We start from the raw sequence: 16237 nt of genomic DNA on the forward strand, positions 1-16237 counted from the left end.
GCGGGACCCCTGTCGCCCAGGGGTCGGGCAGCGTGCAGGTTCGGCTCCTGCAACCCGATCACGTGCCCAGGCCGACCGCCACGGCGGCCGGTGCGCCCGCGCCACAAGACCGCGAATCGGCGCCTGACGCGACACGCTCGACCGGGAAACAGGCTTTGTCCGGATCGGCTTCGCGTTCGACGCCAAAGGCCCCTGCCGGGCCTGGCGAGCTCGGTACGGGTTCGACCGACGCAGCCGCGAATCCGCCCGCCGTTCCGCAAACCCCGACGTCGGGCGACGATGACTACGTCCCGCGCCCCCTCCTGTCGGTTCCTCCGGTCGCGCTCGCTCCGGTCATCATCGGCGAACCTGCCGGCGAAGCACCAACAGGACGCCTCGCTGGGGTTGTTTCGCTCTTTATCGACGACCAGGGCCAGGTGCGGCGCGTCGTCGCCGAACCGCCCTACCTGCCTCCAGCATTCGAGCAGGCGGCGCGAGACGCATTCATGGCCACGCGGTTCTCGCCGGGCCAGTTGGACGGCCAAACGGTGAAGGCGCGGGTGCGGGTGGAGGTGGTGTTTGACGACACGCCGTTAGTGGGGCGATGAGGACATCGCGCATCGGATGCTGGCTATACTGCCCTGTCACATCTTGAAGATGTGATCGGGATTGGTCTCCCGCATGCATCCCTGCGACGAAAGCCGCAGTCTCTCCCGCAGAGCATCTGCGGCTTTTTCGCTCGTGCCACCATTTTTTTGGCGGCTCGAACGGGGAGCCGCAAGGCTCGCCGGTTCTCGCAAGGGGTGCCCGGTAGACCAACCTGTTCGAGTCGCCGCCTCCGATTGGTCTCGGCAGCGGCGGTTTTTGCAAACCGCACCCTTTGGAGGCCTTTGATGGCTAAATCCCCTCGCACGCCCGCGCAATCGCTGCGCAAGGTGGCGTCATCCGCCCTGCAGATCACCGACGAGTTCTGCCACCTCAAGGAAGTGCATCGCGCCTACGCCTGCCTCGAAGGCCTGCTTTCGCCGGTCCATCGAGCGATGCACTACGAGGAGTTCAGCTTCGAGCCCGGCGACCTGCGCGCGCTGGTGACCGTGATCAATTTGGAATTGCAGCGGCGCACCGAGCCGGTCGAGGAGGCGATCCGGTCGTTGGAAAAGGCGCTCAAGGCCAAGGGGCGATGAGGATGCACACGGCCCGCGCCTTCGGGCAAGCCGTCGTCCGCCCGCTATTACGCTTCGCTGCGTTCGCTGTGATCGACTTGCGGGAGGACTTGCACCTTAGATTTAAAGAGGGCGCCCATGCTGTGCGCATATCGGGATAGGGGCCGGTCACTGAAGCCCGGCCCCCTCCCACAGCCCATGAGCTTCGCAATGATTGGCTTGCTGGCTACGTTCGGTGCCGCCGCATATGCGCTTCTTGTTCCTCGACTCGCGGTTTACGCCCCACGCTTCCTCCCCATGATGCTCGGCCACCTCACGCAGTTGCGCTTCGTCCTTGCTGTGGTCAGCTTGGCCGGGGACTTTCACCCAGAAGTCTGCGCCATGTTGGGCGCACCAAACAAAAAGCCGCCCGAAGGCGGCCTTGGTCTGCACAGAAGTGGATGCCTTAGGTACGGCAGGTCGCTGGCAGATATTTTTGGCTCACCGTACCGGTGCACTTCCAGGCCTTGATGACTTGATTGGTCGGCTGAGTGAAATCGGCGTTCGCGGCTGGAGTTGCGAACGCGGTGTCCGTATACGGCGTCAGCGTTACAACCAGGCCATCCGGGTCGGCAGCCTTGATGTTTTGAACCGTAACAGAAATGACGCCCTTCGCGTCCGTCGTAATGGACTTAACGTAGCGGGAAACGTCCGTCTTGGTTCCGTCATTTTCACAACCGAAGTCGTTTCCGACTGGTGCGGTCGTCAGGCCGGTTTGCGCGGCTTCGGTGACGGCGTTCTTGCAAGTGTCGGCCGCAATAACGACTTCCGACATCTTGGCGCGGACCGTGTAGTCCTGATAAGCAGGCAGAGCGACAGCAGCCAAAATACCAATGATCGCCACAACGATCATCAATTCAATGAGGGTGAAGCCGGCTTGTGCGCGGCGAGCAAAGGAACGACGGTTCATTTCACTACTCCAGGTTGGTTTCAAGGGGCCCGAGGCGAGCCCCCGGTGCGGTCAGGTAACCGCAGCATCCATGCCATGCCAACCACCGCCGTTCAAAACCCGCCTGGGCAGGGATTTGCTCACATTTCGGTTACAACGTGTGACAAACCTTGTTGCACGGACCGAACAAGGGGTGACATTTTTGTCACCTCCTGCCAAAGCTCGTCAAAGTTCGAACACGCCGGAGGCCTGCAGCCACCGGATGTCCCACCCCTTCTTGCCGTCCGGGCTCGATCCATTGGTCAGGTCGTCGATCTGGCTCATGATCTCTTCGGTTTCCGCGGGCTTGGTGTGGGTGATGTAGATCGGGAAGTCCTTGCCCGGCGCGATCTGCGCCAGTTCGTCGGCCAGGGTGGATGGCGACAGGTGCAGGCTGCGCCGCGCCAGCGCCTTTTCCCGGTTGCTGAAGGCGGTCTCGATCACCAGCATGCCGACCTCGAGCTGGTTCACGCGGTCCCAGAAGGGCGCGTTGCGCTCCGTATCGCCACTGAAGATCCAGTAGGGGCCGCCCTTCGCGGGGCATACCGCGTACCCGCAGGCCGGCACGGTGTGGACCGCCGGCAGCACTTCGATGTGCTTGAGCGTGCTGGTGCCGAGCTGCAGCTGCTGCCCGATCACCAGGTCATGGAAGCTCACGAACGGCGCCTCGCGGCTCGGGATGCTCGCGAAATCGGGCCAGATGACGTTGTTGAAGATGTGGGCCCGCAGCGCCTCGATGGTGGCGCGCAGCGCATGCACGCGCAGCGGCCGCGTGCGGCGGCTGACGATGGCGTCGAGCATCAGCGGCAGCGCCGCCACGTGGTCGAGATGCGAATGCGTGAGCAGCACATCGTCGATGCCGGCCATCTCGTCCAGGGTCAGGTCGCCCACGCCGGTGCCGGCGTCGACCAGCAGGTCGCTGTCGACCAGGAAGGAAGTCGTGCGGCAGTCCTTGGCGATGGCGCCGGAGCACCCCAGTACACGCACCTGCATTTCACTAGACCTTGATTGATCTTTGAGCCCGTCGGCTGCTATTTGGATTCGAACCGGGTCGCACCGTCCCAGTCCGGGTCTTTTGGCTGCAATGCCATTGAGGCTAATCGCTGTTCATAGAGCCGGTAAAGGACTTTTTTGGCATTCATGGCCATAAGGGGCGCAAGCATAGCTTGGCCGCGCTGCCAATCCTGCGCGCGGTAGGCCGAAAGCACCTCGTTCCAGCGCTCGAGCTCGTCCTGCCCGGCGGTTCCCGGCTCGTCCCCGACCCCGACGGGCGTGAAGATCCGCACCAGGTTGAGCTTGCCCTGGACCCGGACGCAATCGAGCTCCTGCCAGACGAGCGACGGCGCGAGCGCCCGCGAGGCCTCGGTGGCGACGATCTCCACGCCGTAGTGCACCCCGAGGCCCTCGATGCGCGACGCGAGGTTGACCGCGTCGCCGACCACCGTGTAGCTGCGGCGGATGGCGGAGCCCATGTCGCCGACGCTCATGACGCCCGAATTGAGCCCGATGCCGACGTTGATCTGCGGCCGGCCCGTGCCGCGATGGGCCTCGTTCAGCTCGCGCACCGCCGCCACCATGTCGATGGCTGCCCGGACGGCGAGCTCGGCGTGGTTCGGGGTGTCCACCGGCGCGCCCCAGAACGCCATGACGCAGTCGCCGATGTATTTGTCGACCGTTCCGCGGTGCGCACTGATGACCTCGGTCAGGCGGCTGAAGATCACGTTCAGGAAATCCTGCAGGTCCACCGGCGCCATGTGCTCCGCCATCTGCGTGAATCCGCGCATGTCGCAGAACATCACGGTGAGCTCCCGGCTCTCGGCGCGCATGCTGTAGCGCCCGGGGTCGGCCTGCATTTCGGCGACCAGCTCGCGCGGCACGTAGCTGCCGAACAGGTTGGCCAGCCGCCGGCTGGCGCGGGCCTCGACCAGGTAGCCCCAGCTCATGTTGAGGCCGAAGGCCGCCGCGATCATGGCCAGCGTGGCGCCCAGGGGCAGCACGAGGTTCGCACGCGCGAAGAGCAAGGCATTGATGCCGACCACCACGGCGACGGTCAGCAGGGCGATCACCACCGCCCGCTGCGCCGTGCCGAGCGACAGTCCGAAGGCCAGGACGAGGCCGGCCAGGACCAGCACGATCGACTCGTAGCCCGCCGCATAGTCGGGAACGCCGTACAGCCGGCCATCGAGCAGGCCGGAAATGATGTTGGCATGCACTTCGACGCCGGGAAAGGCCGCGCCTGCCGGCGTGGAGCGCAGGTCCTCCAACCCCGGTGCGCTGGCGCCGACCAGCACGATCTTGCCTTGCAGCTCGCCCGGCGCGAGCTCGCCGTGGATCACGTCGGCCGCCGGGATGTGCCGGAAGGAGCCGCCTGCGGCGCCGCCCGGGCCCCGATACGGAACCAGGATGCTGCCCGTGCCGTCCAGCGGAACCCGCACCTGCCCCGCGTCGTTCGCGAGCGCGAGCGACTGCAGCGGCGGTGCACCGCCCGGCGCGCCGCCCGGCGCGAAGACCGGCACCAGCGCGCGCGAATCCGTGGCCATGCGGAAGACGGCCAGCGCCAGCGACTCGTAGTAGCCGGGCTGCGCGACCTGCCCCGTATAGCGCGCGATCAGCGGCACCGAACGGACGACCCCGTCCGGGTCGGCGTCGAGCAGCACATTGAGGAAGCCCGCCGCCGGGGCGCCCTGGGCCAAGGGCGGGATGCTTCCGACGAATCCGTTCCATCGCGTTGCGTATTCGCGGCTTTGCGGAAAGCTGTCCGGCAGCAGCACCGGCGCCGGCAGCCGCCCCCTCGATTGCGGCTCCTTGCTGCGCGTGAAGTAAAAGCCCAGCACCGCCGGCCGGCCGGCCAGGGCGCTCGCGAAGAGGGTGTCCGGATCATCGTGCGCGGGGAACGAATCCGGCTCGACGAACAGCACGTCGAAGCCCAGCACATCCGCCTGCTGGCGATCGATCACTTCGGTGGCAAGCCGCGCCAGCTGGTCGCGGCGCCAGGGCCATTGCCCCAGTTGCTGCAGGCTCGCGTCGTCGATGTCGACGATCACGATGCGCGGATCGAGCGTCCGCGGCATCGTGGCGCGCAGGCGCGCGTCGTAGATGAAATGGTCGAGCGCGTCGAGGAAAGGCGATCGCCACCAGCCGCCCGCGTGCATGAGGGCGAGGACGACAGGCAGGAGCGTGATCGCGATCCGCGCCCAGTGCTGCCGCAGTGCGGTCATTGCGGCCAGCACCCGCGCCTTGGGAGCGCGGCCGAAAGATCAGCTGACGACGAACTGCATCCGCGTGCCGCCGAGCTCGAGCACGTCGCCGTCCTGCAGAGCGACGGCCTCGCTGCCGAGCGGCTCGCCGTTGAGCGCCGTGCCGCCGTCGATCGGCGCCACCACGTAGCCATGCAGGCGGCGGGTGACCGCGGCGACCGCCACGCCCGGCTTGCCGATGGTCGTGACGACCTTCTGCAGCGAGAGCTCGCGGCCGGCTCCGGTGCCGGAAAGAACGCGGATGACCGCGACGCCCGGCGTGGCGCCGCCCAGCGGGGCCTGCACGGTCGGCGCGGATGAAAGGGGAATCGGCCCCGAAGGCGCCGGAGGAACGACCGCGCGTGTCGCGGCGGGAGCGTCGGCAGCGCCCGAGGCGGCCACGTAGCGGATCTTGTACTTGCCGACCTCGATGACGTCGTTCTGCTCGAGGGCCTGCTTCTTGATCGGCCGCCCGTTGACGTAGGTGCCGTTGGTGCTGTTGAGATCTTCCAGGTAGACATCGCCGCCGATCATGTGCAGCACGGCATGTTCGCCGCTGATGGCGAGATTGTCGACAACGATGTCGTTGTACGGCCGCCGTCCCAGCGTGGTGCGGTCCTTGGCGAGCGTCACCTCCTTGATGACGACGCCGTCGATCGAAACGATCAATTTCGGCATGGCCGACTCCTGGATATCCTTTTCTTGTTCACAGCGGCCCTTTTTTGGAAGTCCTTGTTATTAAGCGGTGGTCTCGGGCACTCCTGCTCCACCGGCCCGGGCCAAAACAACGGAAATGTTATCCCGGCCACCATTTTCGTTCGCTGCTGCAACCAAAAGTGTTGCTTTTTCCGGGAGCGCGTGATCTTCCAATAAAAGTGTGAAAAGCTGCGCGTCCGAGACCATCTCGCTCAGGCCGTCCGAACATAGCAGATAGAGGTCGCCCGGTTGCACGGTGTGATCGTGCATTTCGAGCTCGACATGCCGCTCGATGCCGAGCGCACGGGTCACCAGATTGCGATGCGGCGACTGGGCCGCCTGCTGCGGCGTGATGGCACCCGCGTCGAGCTGCTCCTGCAGCAGTGAGTGGTCACGCGTGAGCAACTCGAGCTTTTCGCCGCGCTGCCGGTAGCAGCGCGAATCCCCGATGTGACCCACGATGACCCGCTGCGCGCCGAAGGTGGCGAGCACGAGGGTGGTCCCCATCCCCTGGAGCTGGACATTGGCAATGCCCGCCTCGAGGATTGCGGCGTTGGCCTCGTCGGTCCCCGCCTGCAGCGCACGACGGATCGCCTTGGGATTCGCATGCGGCCCGGCGTGGGCGAGCCACCGTCCGAAGCTCGCCTGCAGCAGCGCGATCGCCATGCCGCTCGCCACCTCGCCGCCGTTGTAGCCGCCCATGCCGTCGGCCAGCAGGACCAGGCCCAGGGACGCATCGAAGGCAATCGTGTCTTCGTTGTTGGCGCGCACGCGGCCCGGGTCCGTGAGCGCGGCGAATTCCCACGTCAGCGCACCAGCCTCGACGGATGCGGGTGCGATCGTGTTCGACATGGGTGTGCGGCTCCTCGGGATCAGATGGCCAGCTTGCCGGTGTGGCCGCGCTTTTGCAGCCAGCGACCGGCGAGGACCACGACCATGGCGCCGGCCACCGCGCCGGCATAGTGAAGCCACGGATTCGCAGCCAGGACATCGCGCAGGATCGTATCGCTCACGATCGTCTCGCCGCCGACCCAGCCGATGAGGGCGGCGCCAAGCATGACGATGATCGGGAAACGTTCCATAAGCTTGATCATGAGCGTACTGCCAAAAATCACCAGCGGAATGCTGATGGCCAGGCCAAGGATGAGAAGCACCATGTTGCCCTGCGCTGCCGCGGCGACGGCGATCACATTGTCCAGACTCATGACCAGGTCGGCCAGAAGAATAGTGCGCACGGCGGCCAACATCGTGCCGTATTGCTTGTCTTCGCCCTCGCCTTCGTCTTCTTCGCTGAGCAACTGCGTGCCGATCCAGAGCAGCAGGGCGCCGCCGACGATCTGCAGGTAGGGCAGCGCCAGCAACTTGGCCGCGACCACGGTGAGCAGCACGCGCAGCACCACCGCGGCACCGGAGCCGAACAGCACGGCCGTGCGCTGCTGGTGCGGCGGCAGCGCACGTGCAGCCATCGCGATGACCACGGCGTTGTCGCCGGACAGGATGATGTTGATCCAGACGATCTTGAGCAGACCGATCCAGAAGTCCGTCGTTTGTAGAAATTCCATGTCTCGTATCCCACTGTTATTTTTGATTAAAAAAGCGCCCGCAACCTGAATTGCGGGCGCTTTCGTTCTTGGGGTTCAGAACGCGAGCAACAAGCTCAGAGCAGCGCCTTCAGGCGTTTTGCCAGTTCCGAGAAGTTGCGGGTGACGGTGAAGCCGCATTCTTCCATGATCGCCAGCTTGGCGTCCGCGGTGTCGGCGCCGCCGGAGATCAGCGCGCCGGCATGGCCCATGCGCTTGCCGGGAGGCGCCGTCACGCCGGCGATGAAGCCGACCACCGGCTTCTTCATGTTTTCCTTGCACCAGCGGGCGGCGTCGGCCTCGTCCGGACCGCCGATCTCGCCGATCATGATCACGGCGTCGGTATCGGGATCGTCGTTGAAGGCCTTCATGACGTCGATGTGCTTGAGGCCGTTGATCGGGTCGCCGCCGATGCCGACAGCGCTCGACTGGCCGAGGCCGATTTCGGTGAGTTGCGCCACGGCTTCATAGGTCAGCGTGCCGGAGCGGCTGACCACGCCGATGCGGCCCTTGCGGTGGATGTGGCCGGGCATGATGCCGATCTTGATCTCGTCGGGCGTGATCAGGCCGGGGCAGTTCGGGCCGAGCAGCAGCGTCTTCTTGCCGCCGGCGGCTTCCTTGGCCTTCATCTTGTTGCGCACTTCGAGCATGTCGCGCACCGGAATGCCTTCGGTGATGCAGATCGCCATGTCGAGGTCGGCCTCGACGGCTTCCCAGATCGCGGCAGCGGCCCCGGGTGGCGGCACGTAGATCACCGACACGGTCGCGCCGGTCTGCTGGGCGGCTTCCTTGACCGAGCCGTAGATCGGGATGTTGAAGATCGACTCGCCGGCCTTCTTCGGATTCACGCCGGCGACGAAGCAGTTCTTGCCGTTCGCGTATTCCTGGCACTTCTCGGTGTGGAACTGGCCGGTCTTGCCGGTGATGCCCTGCGTGATGACTTTGGTGTCTTTGTTGATGTAGATCGACATGACTGTTCCTTACTTGACCGCTGCCACGACCTTCTGGGCCGCTTCCGCCATGGTGTCGGCGCTGATGATGGGGAGGCCCGAGTCAGCCAGCAGCTTCTTGCCTTCGGCTTCGTTGGTGCCCTTCATGCGCACGACCAGCGGAACCTGCAGGTTCACCGCCTTGCAGGCCGCGATCACGCCGGTGGCGATGGTGTCGCACTTCATGATGCCGCCGAAGATGTTGACCAGGATGGCCTTCACGTTCTTGTTCTTCAGCATGATCTTGAAGGCCTCGGTCACCTTCTCGGGGGTGGCGCCGCCGCCCACGTCGAGGAAGTTCGCCGGCTCGCCGCCGAACAGCTTGATGGTGTCCATGGTGGCCATCGCGAGGCCGGCGCCATTCACCAGGCAGCCGATGTTGCCGTCGAGGCTGATGTAGGCGAGGTCGAACTTGCTGGCTTCGATTTCGGCCGGGTCTTCCTCGTCGAGGTCGCGCAGCGCCACGATCTCGGGGTGGCGGAACAGCGCGTTGCTGTCGAAGTTGAACTTGGCGTCCAGGGCGACGATGTTGCCCTTGCTGTCGCGGTTGAGCGGATTGATCTCGACCAGCGAGGCATCCGTTTCCATGTAGCAGGTGTAGAGCTTCTTGAAGACGTCCACGGCCTGTGCGGTGGAGTTGGCCGGGATGCCGATGGCGTCGGCGATCTTCCTGGCCTGCGCGTCGCCGAGGCCGGTGAGCGGGTCGACGAACTCGGTGACGATCTTCTCGGGGGTGGAGTGCGCCACTTCCTCGATGTCCATGCCGCCTTCACTGGAGGCGATGACCGCGACCTTCTGGGTGGCGCGGTCGGTCACGACGGAGACGTAGTATTCCTTCTGGATGTCGGCGCCGTCCTCGATGTAGAGGCGGCGGACCTTCTGGCCTTCGGGGCCGGTCTGGTGGGTCTTGAGCTGCATGCCCAGGATCTCGCCGGCCAGCCTCTTCACGTCCTCGATCGACTTGGCGACCTTCACGCCCCCGCCCTTGCCGCGACCCCCCGCGTGGATCTGCGCCTTGACAACCCACACGGGGCCGCCGAGCTTCTGGGCGGCTTCGACCGCCTCCTGCACTGTGTACGCCGGAATGCCTCGCGGCACAGGCACGCCGAACTTGGCAAGAATTTCCTTGCCTTGGTACTCGTGAATCTTCATGAGGGTGTCTCTCGGAACGGAGGTTGGAGAACGGGAGAAATTTCGCTGTTGTCCACGGGCTACAGCGCCTGGCGGCGGGAGCGGCGGACAGCAGGCGACTGTATCATGGTGCGCCGCATCACGAGCTGACGCCTGTTTGCGGTCAATACGTAGTTACGCCAGCGGCACTTTCTCCAGAGGCTCCACCATGCCCAAGGTCTTCATCGACGGCGAGGCCGGCACCACCGGCCTCCAGATCCGCGAGCGGCTCCAGAACATGCCGCAGGTCGAACTCGTGAGCATCGCGCCCGAGTTGCGAAAGGACGTGGCCGCCAAGCGCGAACTGATGGCCGGCGTCGACCTCGTGGTGCTGTGCCTGCACGACGACGCGGCGCGCGAATCGGTGGCGCTGATCGATCAGCTCGAAGGCCGCCGCCCCAAGATCATCGACGCCTCGACGGCACACCGCGTGGCGCCGGGATGGGTCTACGGCTTCCCCGAACTCGCGGCAGGCCAGAAGGACGCCGTGGCCCGGGCCGAGCGCGTGGCCAACCCGGGCTGCTATGCGACGGGCGCCATCGCCATCGTCCGCCCGCTGGTCGACGCCGGGCTGCTGCCGCCCGGCCTGTCGATCGCGCTGCCTTCGGTGAGCGGCTATTCCGGTGGCGGGCGCACCATGATCGAGGCCTACGAAAAGGGCGAGGCGCCGCCCTACGAAACCTACGCGCTCGGCCTCAAGCACAAGCACATCCCGGAAATCATGCAGTACACCGGCCTGACCAAGCGCCCGGTGTTCATTCCCGCGGTCGGCAACTTCAAGCAGGGCATGCTGGTCCAGCTCCCGCTCCACCTGGACGACCTGCCGGACCGCCCGAAGGCCAGCGACCTGCACGACGCGCTGGCGGCGCACTACGCGAAGAGCAACACGCCGGAGCAGTTCGTGAAGGTGCTGCCGCCCACGGCGGACGGCAAGCTCGAGGCGACCGCGCTCAACGACACCAACCAGTTGGAGATCCGCGTCTTCCCGAACGAAGACCACCGGCATGCGGTCGTCATCGCGCGTCTCGACAACCTGGGCAAGGGCGCCAGCGGCGCGGCGGTGCAGAACCTCAAGCTGATGCTCTCGCTCTGAACGCGGCTGCCTCAGCGGAGCATCGCTGACATCGCCGAGCAGCAGTTGATCATGCGCACCGCCGCTTCGACGGTGGGCGCATCGAAGCGCAGTTCCGTCGGCGCCACGCGCTCGAACGTCGGCCATTGGCAGAACAGGTCGGCCAGCGCGGGCGTCTGGGTCTGAAGATCCACGCGCAGCGGCGTCGCCAGCTTCAGCGGCCGCGCGTCGGCGCTCGAGGCGATCCCGGCGGCGACACCGGCGCGAACGGCATCGCAGGCGTGCGCGGGCGACAGCGACACGCCGCTGTTCTGCCCGGTCGCACGCTTGGTCTGCACGTAGGCCGCGTGCGGGAAGAGCGCGCGGTTTTCCTCGATGAAGGCGTCGTCGCCGCTGGCCATCAGCACGGGTACGCCGTACTCGCCGGCCAGCGCGCCGTAGATGCCCGCCTCGCTCATCGGCTCGCCGTTGAACGCGACGCGCGCGAAGGCAAAGCTGTTGATGGTGTGCGCCAGGATGCCGCGGCCCTGGGCGCGCGAGTGGTAGCCGACCATGCACAGGCCGGCGACGCCCAGTTCCACGCCGGCCGCCATGCTCAGGTAGCGCGGCTTGCCCTGGATGACCTGGGCGCGAGCGTCCAGCATGTCGGGCAGCAGGTTGCGGAAGTCGCCATGCGAATCGTTGACGTAGACCTCGGCGGCCCCGGCCTCGAAGGCGCCGGCGATGGCCGCGTTGGCCTCCTCGGTCATGAGGCGGCGTGCGCGCTCGTACTCGGGGTTGCCGGAGCGCACCTGCTGCGCGTGGTAGACGCCGGCCACGCCCTCGATGTCGACGGAGATCAGGATCTTCATGGGGGACTCATGCAGAAGGTGGATGGGCCGGGGCCGAGAAGGCATCGGCCGGCCAGCCCGCGAGCAGATCGGTGAGCGCGGGCCGCACATGGCCGTCGCGTCCGACGAAGGAACGCGCATGCCACAGCGCATGCAGGATCGCCTGCTCGACGCTGTCGGCCACGGCCTGGAAGAATGAGTCGAGCCGCGCATCGTGCAGCAGCGCGACGGCCGGCATCGGAGAGTCGGGGTAGAGCGGCACGGTGTAGGCGGTGGAAAAGGCGAGCGCGATGTCGCCGCTGCCATGGCCGAACACCGAGCCGGTGCGCGCCAGGCCTGCGCCGGCACGCAGCGCGAGACGGCGCAACTGGCGCGCATCGAGCGGAGCATCGGTCGCGAGCAGCAGGATGATCGAGCCCTTCTCGGGCCCGGCGACGCCAGGCGTCAATTGCCCGGCCAGCTTCGGCCCCACCGCCTGCCCGGCGATCACCAGGTTCGCCAGCAGGCCGAAGTTGGACAACACGAGCGCGCCCACGGTGTACGGCCCGGCGCCCGGCATCTCGACGCGCCGCGAGGCCGTGCCGATGCCGCCCTTGAGCGCGAAGCTCGACATGCCGCGCCCGGCGCCCACCGAGCCCTGCGCCACCGCCTTGCCGGCGGCGGCCCAGGCGGCGAGGTAGTCGGCTTCGCCCACCGCCATGCGCTGGATGTCGTTCAGGTAGCCGTCGTTGCACTCGAAGACCAGCGGGTTCACCGTGGGCAGGCCGCGCCCGCACTCCGGATGGCTCGCGATGCACCGGCGGATCTGCGCCGCCGCGACCGCGGGCACCGAGAAGGTGTTGGTGAGCGCGATCGGCGTCTCCAGCACGCCGAGCTCCTCGACCTGCACCAGCCCCACGCTCTTGCCGAAGCCGTTGAGCACCGCAACGCCGGCCGGCACGCGCTCTGCATAGGGATCGCCCGCATGGGGGCGCACCACGGTCACGCCGGTGTGCACGTCGCCGTCGTCGAGCGTGGCATGGCCGACCGTCACCTCGGCCACGTCGGTGATGGCGTCGCGCGGCCCCGAAGGCAATGCGCCGATGCGCGGGACCGCTTGTGTCGTCATGCCTTGTCGATCTTGGGATCGAGCGCGTCGCGCAGGCCGTCGCCCAGCACGTTGAAGGCCAGCACGGTCAGGAAGATCGCGATCGCGGGGAACAGCGCGACGTGCGGCGCATTCACCATGTCGGCACGCGCCTCGTTGAGCATCGCGCCCCACTCCGGCGTCGGCGGCTGCGCGCCCATGCCCAGGAAGGAGAGGCTCGCCGCCGTGATGATCGACGTGCCCACGCGCATCGTGAAATAGACGACGATCGAGGAGACCGTGCCCGGCAGGATGTGCCGCAGCACGATGGTGCGGTCCGGGGCGCCGATGCTGCGCGTAGCCTCGATGTAGGTCAGGTTCTTCAGCACCAGCGTATTGCCGCGCACCAGGCGCGCGAAGGCCGGCACGCTGAACACCGACACCGCCACCACCACGTTGGTCATGCTGCTGCCCAGGATGGCGACCACGCCGAGCGCCAGCAGGATGCCGGGGAACGCGAACAGCACGTCGGAGATGCGCATCACGATGCGGTCCCACCAGCCGCCGTAGTAGCCGGCCAGAAGGCCCGCCGCGGTGCCGACCAACGCGCCCAGCACCACGGACAGGAAACCCGCGGCCAGCGAGATGCGCGCCCCCATGAGGATGCGGCTGAAGATGTCGCGCCCTAGCGGGTCGACGCCGAACCAGTGCTCGAGCGAGGGCCCGGCGTTGATGCGGTCGTAGTCGAAGAAGTTCTCGGCGTCGTACGGCACGATCCACGGCGCCAGCACGGCCACCAGCACCAGCAGGATGACCAGCACCAGCGCACCGAGCGCCACGTGCTGCTTGCGGAACTTGCGCCAGAACTCGCTCCACGGCGTGCGCACCGTGGCAGCGGCCGTGTCGACGGGCGCGGCGCCCGGGCCGGAATTGCCGTTGGCGGGAACAGTGCTCATGGCCGGCTCACTTGTTGAAGCGGATGGTGGGGTTGATGAAGCCGTACAGCACGTCCACCACCAGGTTGATCAGGATGAATTCCAGCGAGAACAGCAGCACCAGCGTCTGGATCACCGGGTAGTCGCGCATGGTCACCGAATCGACCAGCAGCCGGCCGACGCCGGGCCAGTTGAACACCGCCTCGACCACGATGGAGCCGCCCAGCAGAAAGCCGAACTGCAGGCCCATCATCGTGACCACCGGGATCAGCGCGTTGCGCATGCAGTGCTTGAGGATCACGCGCTTTTCCGCCACGCCCTTGGCGCGCGCGGTGCGCACGAAGTCCTCCTGGATCACCTCGACGAAGGAGGCCCGCGTGAAGCGCGCCATCACCGCGGCGACCGCCGCACCCAGCGTGAGCGAGGGCAGGATGTAGTGGCGCCAGCTGTCGGCGCCGACCGTGGGCAGCCACCCGAGGCCGACCGAGAAGATCTGCATCAGCACCATGCCGAGCGCGAAGGCCGGGAAGGAAATGCCGGAGACCGCGAGCGTCATGCCCAGCCGGTCGGGCCACCGGTTGCGGTAGACCGCCGAGACGATGCCGATGCCCATCCCGAACAGCACCGCCCAGGCCATGCTGGTGATGGTGAGCATCACGGTCGGAAAGAGCCGCTCGAGGATCTCGGCCGAGACCGGCCGGCGCGTGCGGATCGAGGTGCCGAAGTCGCCCTGCAGCATGTGGCCGAAGAAGCTCGCGAACTGCTGGTGCAGCGGGCGGTCCAGGCCCAGGTCCTTGCGCACCAGGGCCACCGTCTGCTCGTCCGCATCCTGGCCCGCGGCCAGACGCGCCGGATCGCCCGGCAGCATGTGGACGAACAGGAACACCAGCACCGCGACGATGAGCAGCGTCGGGATCAGGCCGGCGAGTCGTTTCAGGAAATAGCTGAGCATGGGAGGCTGGTGCGTGCTGCGGGGACGTGCCCTCGATCAGTCGTTGACCGCGATGGCATCCATGTTGATGTTCCCGTCCGGCATGACGTGCACACCCGACAGGCGCTTGGACGTGGCCGCGAGGTTCATCTCGGTGACCAGCGGCACGCGCGGCAGATCCTTGAAGATCTGCTCTTGCGTCTTCTTGTAGAGCGCGGCGCGTTCGCCTTCGTCGGTGGTGACCAGCGCGCGGGCGATGCTCTTGTCCACCAGCTCGTTCTTGTAGAAGGACACGTTGTTGAGCTTGGGCGCCCAGGACTCCGAGGCGAACAGCGGACGCAGCGCCCAGTCGGCCTCGCCGGTGGAGGACGACCAGCCGATGTAGTACAGGCGCACCTTGGCCGTGGCCGGATCGGGCCAGGCATCGACCCATTCGGTGCGCTGGCCGACCTCGAGCGCCTGCACCTGCAGCTTGACGCCCACTTGCGCGAGCTGCTGCTGCATGAACTGGAGCACCTTGTTGGTCGTCGTGTTGGCGTAGCCGCCCCACAGCACGGATTCGAAGCCGTTGGGATAGCCGGCCTCCTTCAGAAGTTCGCGCGCCTTCTTCGGGTCATAGGGAACGGGCGGGATCTTCTCGGCGTACTTCACACCCTGCGGCACGACGCCCTCGGCCGGCATGGCAAAGCCGCTGAAGGCCACCTTCGCCAGCGCATCCTTGTTGATGGCGTAGGCGATCGCTTCGCGCACCTTGGGGTTGTCATAGGGCTTCTGCAGCATGTTGAAGGAGAGGAAGCGGGTGATGATCGACGGCGTCACCGCGACGTTCACCTTGTCGCTCTTCTTCAGCAGCTCGACCTGCTCGTAGGGCAGCGGAAAGGCGAAATCGGCTTCGCCGGTCTGCAGCATCGCGGCGCGCGTGTTGTTCTCGAGCACGGGCTTCCAGCTCACGCTGTCGACCTTGGGGTAGCCCTTCTTCCAGTAGCCGTCGAACTTCTTGCCCTTGACGGCCTCGGTCTGCTTCCACTCGACGAATTCGAACGGGCCGGTGCCCACGGGGTGGAAGGCGATGTCCTTGTTGCCCCACTTCTTGAGCGCAGCAGGCGAGATCATCGCGGCCGAGCCGTGCGCCAGCGAGTTGATGAAGGGCGCGAAGGGCTCCTTCAGCGTGATGCGCACGGTAGAGGGATTCACCGCCTCGACCTTGGTCACGCGGTTGAACTGGTTGGCGCGCAGCAGCTTGTTCTCGGGGTTCATCACGCGCTCGAGCACGAACTTCACCGCCTCGGCATTGAAGTCGGTGCCGTCGTGGAACTTCACGCCCTGGCGCAGCTTGAGGGTGTAGACCAGGCCGTCCTTGGACAGCTCGTAGCCCTCGGCCAGCACCGGCACGACCTTGAGGTCCTTGTCGAACTGGAACAGGCCTTCGTAGAAGGACTTGGTGACCGCGGTCGTGATGGTGGTGTTGGTGTTGTAGGGGTCCAGCGTCTCGGGCTGGTAGCCGATGGCCAGCACGACGTCCTTGCTGGCCAGCGCGCTGCCGCTGGCAGCGAGTCCGGCAAGCGCGATGGCAACCGCCAGGAAGCGGGGCAGGTGGCGAGGGTTCTTCATTTGTCGGACTCC

The 16237-nt window shown here is 66.4% G+C and carries 17 protein-coding genes; 3 read left to right on the plus strand and 14 right to left on the minus strand.

Translation table 11 applies throughout. The features are described from left to right. Positions 1-32 precede the first annotated feature (32 nt). Both VAR608DRAFT_RS36060 and VAR608DRAFT_RS36065 read left to right on the plus strand, forming a co-directional pair. Positions 33-587, plus strand: a complete 555-nt coding sequence (locus VAR608DRAFT_RS36060) for a hypothetical protein (RefSeq protein WP_157731200.1) — start codon at positions 33-35, stop codon at positions 585-587. A 285-nt stretch (positions 588-872) separates the two neighbouring features. After that, on the plus strand, positions 873-1163 hold the full coding sequence (locus VAR608DRAFT_RS36065) for a hypothetical protein (RefSeq protein WP_088958427.1): 291 nt from the start codon (positions 873-875) through the stop codon (positions 1161-1163). 147 nt (positions 1164-1310) lie between these two features. Here VAR608DRAFT_RS36065 and VAR608DRAFT_RS36070 read toward each other — a convergent pair whose 3' ends face one another. The 9 genes from VAR608DRAFT_RS36070 to sucC form a co-directional block, all read right to left on the minus strand. Continuing rightward, positions 1311-1574 (minus strand): hypothetical protein, encoded by a 264-nt coding sequence (locus VAR608DRAFT_RS36070; RefSeq protein ID WP_088958428.1) that lies wholly within the window; start codon positions 1572-1574, stop codon positions 1311-1313. 13 nt (positions 1575-1587) lie between these two features. Then, positions 1588-2091: a pilin gene (locus tag VAR608DRAFT_RS36075; protein ID WP_088958429.1), complete on the minus strand. Its 504-nt coding sequence runs from the start codon at positions 2089-2091 to the stop codon at positions 1588-1590. A 204-nt stretch (positions 2092-2295) separates the two neighbouring features. Further along, positions 2296-3102 carry an MBL fold metallo-hydrolase gene (locus VAR608DRAFT_RS36080; RefSeq protein ID WP_088958430.1) on the minus strand — a complete coding sequence of 269 codons (807 nt, stop codon included), beginning with the start codon at positions 3100-3102 and terminating at the stop codon, positions 2296-2298. A gap of 38 nt (positions 3103-3140) precedes the next feature. After that, the gene (locus VAR608DRAFT_RS36085) at positions 3141-5327 is read right to left on the minus strand and encodes a CHASE2 domain-containing protein (protein WP_088958431.1); all 2187 of its coding nucleotides are present in this window, start codon (positions 5325-5327) and stop codon (positions 3141-3143) included. 39 nt (positions 5328-5366) lie between these two features. Next, positions 5367-6023 carry an FHA domain-containing protein gene (locus tag VAR608DRAFT_RS36090; RefSeq protein WP_088958432.1) on the minus strand — a complete coding sequence of 219 codons (657 nt, stop codon included), beginning with the start codon at positions 6021-6023 and terminating at the stop codon, positions 5367-5369. A gap of 60 nt (positions 6024-6083) precedes the next feature. Beyond that, positions 6084-6893: a Stp1/IreP family PP2C-type Ser/Thr phosphatase gene (locus VAR608DRAFT_RS36095; protein WP_088958433.1), complete on the minus strand. Its 810-nt coding sequence runs from the start codon at positions 6891-6893 to the stop codon at positions 6084-6086. Positions 6894-6913: 20 nt separating this feature from the next. After that, positions 6914-7603 (minus strand): TerC family protein, encoded by a 690-nt coding sequence (locus tag VAR608DRAFT_RS36100; RefSeq protein WP_088958434.1) that lies wholly within the window; start codon positions 7601-7603, stop codon positions 6914-6916. Positions 7604-7698: 95 nt separating this feature from the next. After that, a complete protein-coding gene (gene sucD, locus VAR608DRAFT_RS36105; RefSeq protein WP_088958435.1) occupies positions 7699-8592 on the minus strand; it encodes a succinate--CoA ligase subunit alpha in 894 nt (297 codons plus the stop codon). Between the two features lie 9 nt (positions 8593-8601). Continuing rightward, positions 8602-9762 carry an ADP-forming succinate--CoA ligase subunit beta gene (sucC, locus tag VAR608DRAFT_RS36110; protein ID WP_088958436.1) on the minus strand — a complete coding sequence of 387 codons (1161 nt, stop codon included), beginning with the start codon at positions 9760-9762 and terminating at the stop codon, positions 8602-8604. 187 nt (positions 9763-9949) lie between these two features. Here sucC and argC point away from each other — a divergent pair, with 187 nt between their 5' ends. After that, positions 9950-10873 carry an N-acetyl-gamma-glutamyl-phosphate reductase gene (argC, locus tag VAR608DRAFT_RS36115; protein ID WP_088958437.1) on the plus strand — a complete coding sequence of 308 codons (924 nt, stop codon included), beginning with the start codon at positions 9950-9952 and terminating at the stop codon, positions 10871-10873. Positions 10874-10884: 11 nt separating this feature from the next. Here the strand turns inward: argC and VAR608DRAFT_RS36120 are convergent, their stop codons facing one another. Genes VAR608DRAFT_RS36120 through gsiB form a run of 5 tightly spaced genes read right to left on the minus strand, consistent with a single transcriptional unit; the run spans position 10885 to position 16225 of the window. Further along, positions 10885-11703, minus strand: coding sequence for a M55 family metallopeptidase (locus VAR608DRAFT_RS36120; protein WP_088958438.1), 819 nt, complete (start codon positions 11701-11703; stop codon positions 10885-10887). 7 nt (positions 11704-11710) lie between these two features. After that, positions 11711-12790: a DmpA family aminopeptidase gene (locus tag VAR608DRAFT_RS36125; RefSeq protein WP_088958439.1), complete on the minus strand. Its 1080-nt coding sequence runs from the start codon at positions 12788-12790 to the stop codon at positions 11711-11713. Beyond that, positions 12787-13704, minus strand: coding sequence for a glutathione ABC transporter permease GsiD (gene gsiD / locus VAR608DRAFT_RS36130; protein WP_088958440.1), 918 nt, complete (start codon positions 13702-13704; stop codon positions 12787-12789). Before gsiD ends, VAR608DRAFT_RS36125 begins: the two co-directional genes overlap by 4 nt. 7 nt (positions 13705-13711) lie before the next feature. Continuing rightward, positions 13712-14635, minus strand: a complete 924-nt coding sequence (gene gsiC / locus VAR608DRAFT_RS36135; protein WP_088958441.1) for a glutathione ABC transporter permease GsiC — start codon at positions 14633-14635, stop codon at positions 13712-13714. Between the two features lie 36 nt (positions 14636-14671). Then, positions 14672-16225 (minus strand): glutathione ABC transporter substrate-binding protein GsiB, encoded by a 1554-nt coding sequence (gene gsiB, locus VAR608DRAFT_RS36140; RefSeq protein ID WP_088958442.1) that lies wholly within the window; start codon positions 16223-16225, stop codon positions 14672-14674. Between the last annotated feature and the right edge of the window lie 12 nt (positions 16226-16237).

Source organism: Variovorax sp. HW608, from assembly GCF_900090195.1.
In the GTDB taxonomy this organism is placed as follows: Bacteria; Pseudomonadota; Gammaproteobacteria; order Burkholderiales; family Burkholderiaceae_C; genus Variovorax.

Coding starts and splice junctions, on each gene's coding strand:
- gsiB (WP_088958442.1), bottom strand. CDS start 16,225: ATGAAGAACCCTCGCCACCTGCCCCGCTTCCTGGCGGTTGCCATCGCG.
- VAR608DRAFT_RS36075 (WP_088958429.1), bottom strand. CDS start 2,091: ATGAACCGTCGTTCCTTTGCTCGCCGCGCACAAGCCGGCTTCACCCTC.
- gsiD (WP_088958440.1), bottom strand. CDS start 13,704: ATGAGCACTGTTCCCGCCAACGGCAATTCCGGCCCGGGCGCCGCGCCC.
- VAR608DRAFT_RS36120 (WP_088958438.1), bottom strand. CDS start 11,703: ATGAAGATCCTGATCTCCGTCGACATCGAGGGCGTGGCCGGCGTCTAC.
- gsiC (WP_088958441.1), bottom strand. CDS start 14,635: ATGCTCAGCTATTTCCTGAAACGACTCGCCGGCCTGATCCCGACGCTG.
- sucC (WP_088958436.1), bottom strand. CDS start 9,762: ATGAAGATTCACGAGTACCAAGGCAAGGAAATTCTTGCCAAGTTCGGC.
- VAR608DRAFT_RS36080 (WP_088958430.1), bottom strand. CDS start 3,102: ATGCAGGTGCGTGTACTGGGGTGCTCCGGCGCCATCGCCAAGGACTGC.
- VAR608DRAFT_RS36125 (WP_088958439.1), bottom strand. CDS start 12,790: ATGACGACACAAGCGGTCCCGCGCATCGGCGCATTGCCTTCGGGGCCG.
- VAR608DRAFT_RS36100 (WP_088958434.1), bottom strand. CDS start 7,603: ATGGAATTTCTACAAACGACGGACTTCTGGATCGGTCTGCTCAAGATC.
- VAR608DRAFT_RS36095 (WP_088958433.1), bottom strand. CDS start 6,893: ATGTCGAACACGATCGCACCCGCATCCGTCGAGGCTGGTGCGCTGACG.
- sucD (WP_088958435.1), bottom strand. CDS start 8,592: ATGTCGATCTACATCAACAAAGACACCAAAGTCATCACGCAGGGCATC.
- VAR608DRAFT_RS36085 (WP_088958431.1), bottom strand. CDS start 5,327: ATGACCGCACTGCGGCAGCACTGGGCGCGGATCGCGATCACGCTCCTG.
- VAR608DRAFT_RS36065 (WP_088958427.1), top strand. CDS start 873: ATGGCTAAATCCCCTCGCACGCCCGCGCAATCGCTGCGCAAGGTGGCG.
- VAR608DRAFT_RS36090 (WP_088958432.1), bottom strand. CDS start 6,023: ATGCCGAAATTGATCGTTTCGATCGACGGCGTCGTCATCAAGGAGGTG.
- argC (WP_088958437.1), top strand. CDS start 9,950: ATGCCCAAGGTCTTCATCGACGGCGAGGCCGGCACCACCGGCCTCCAG.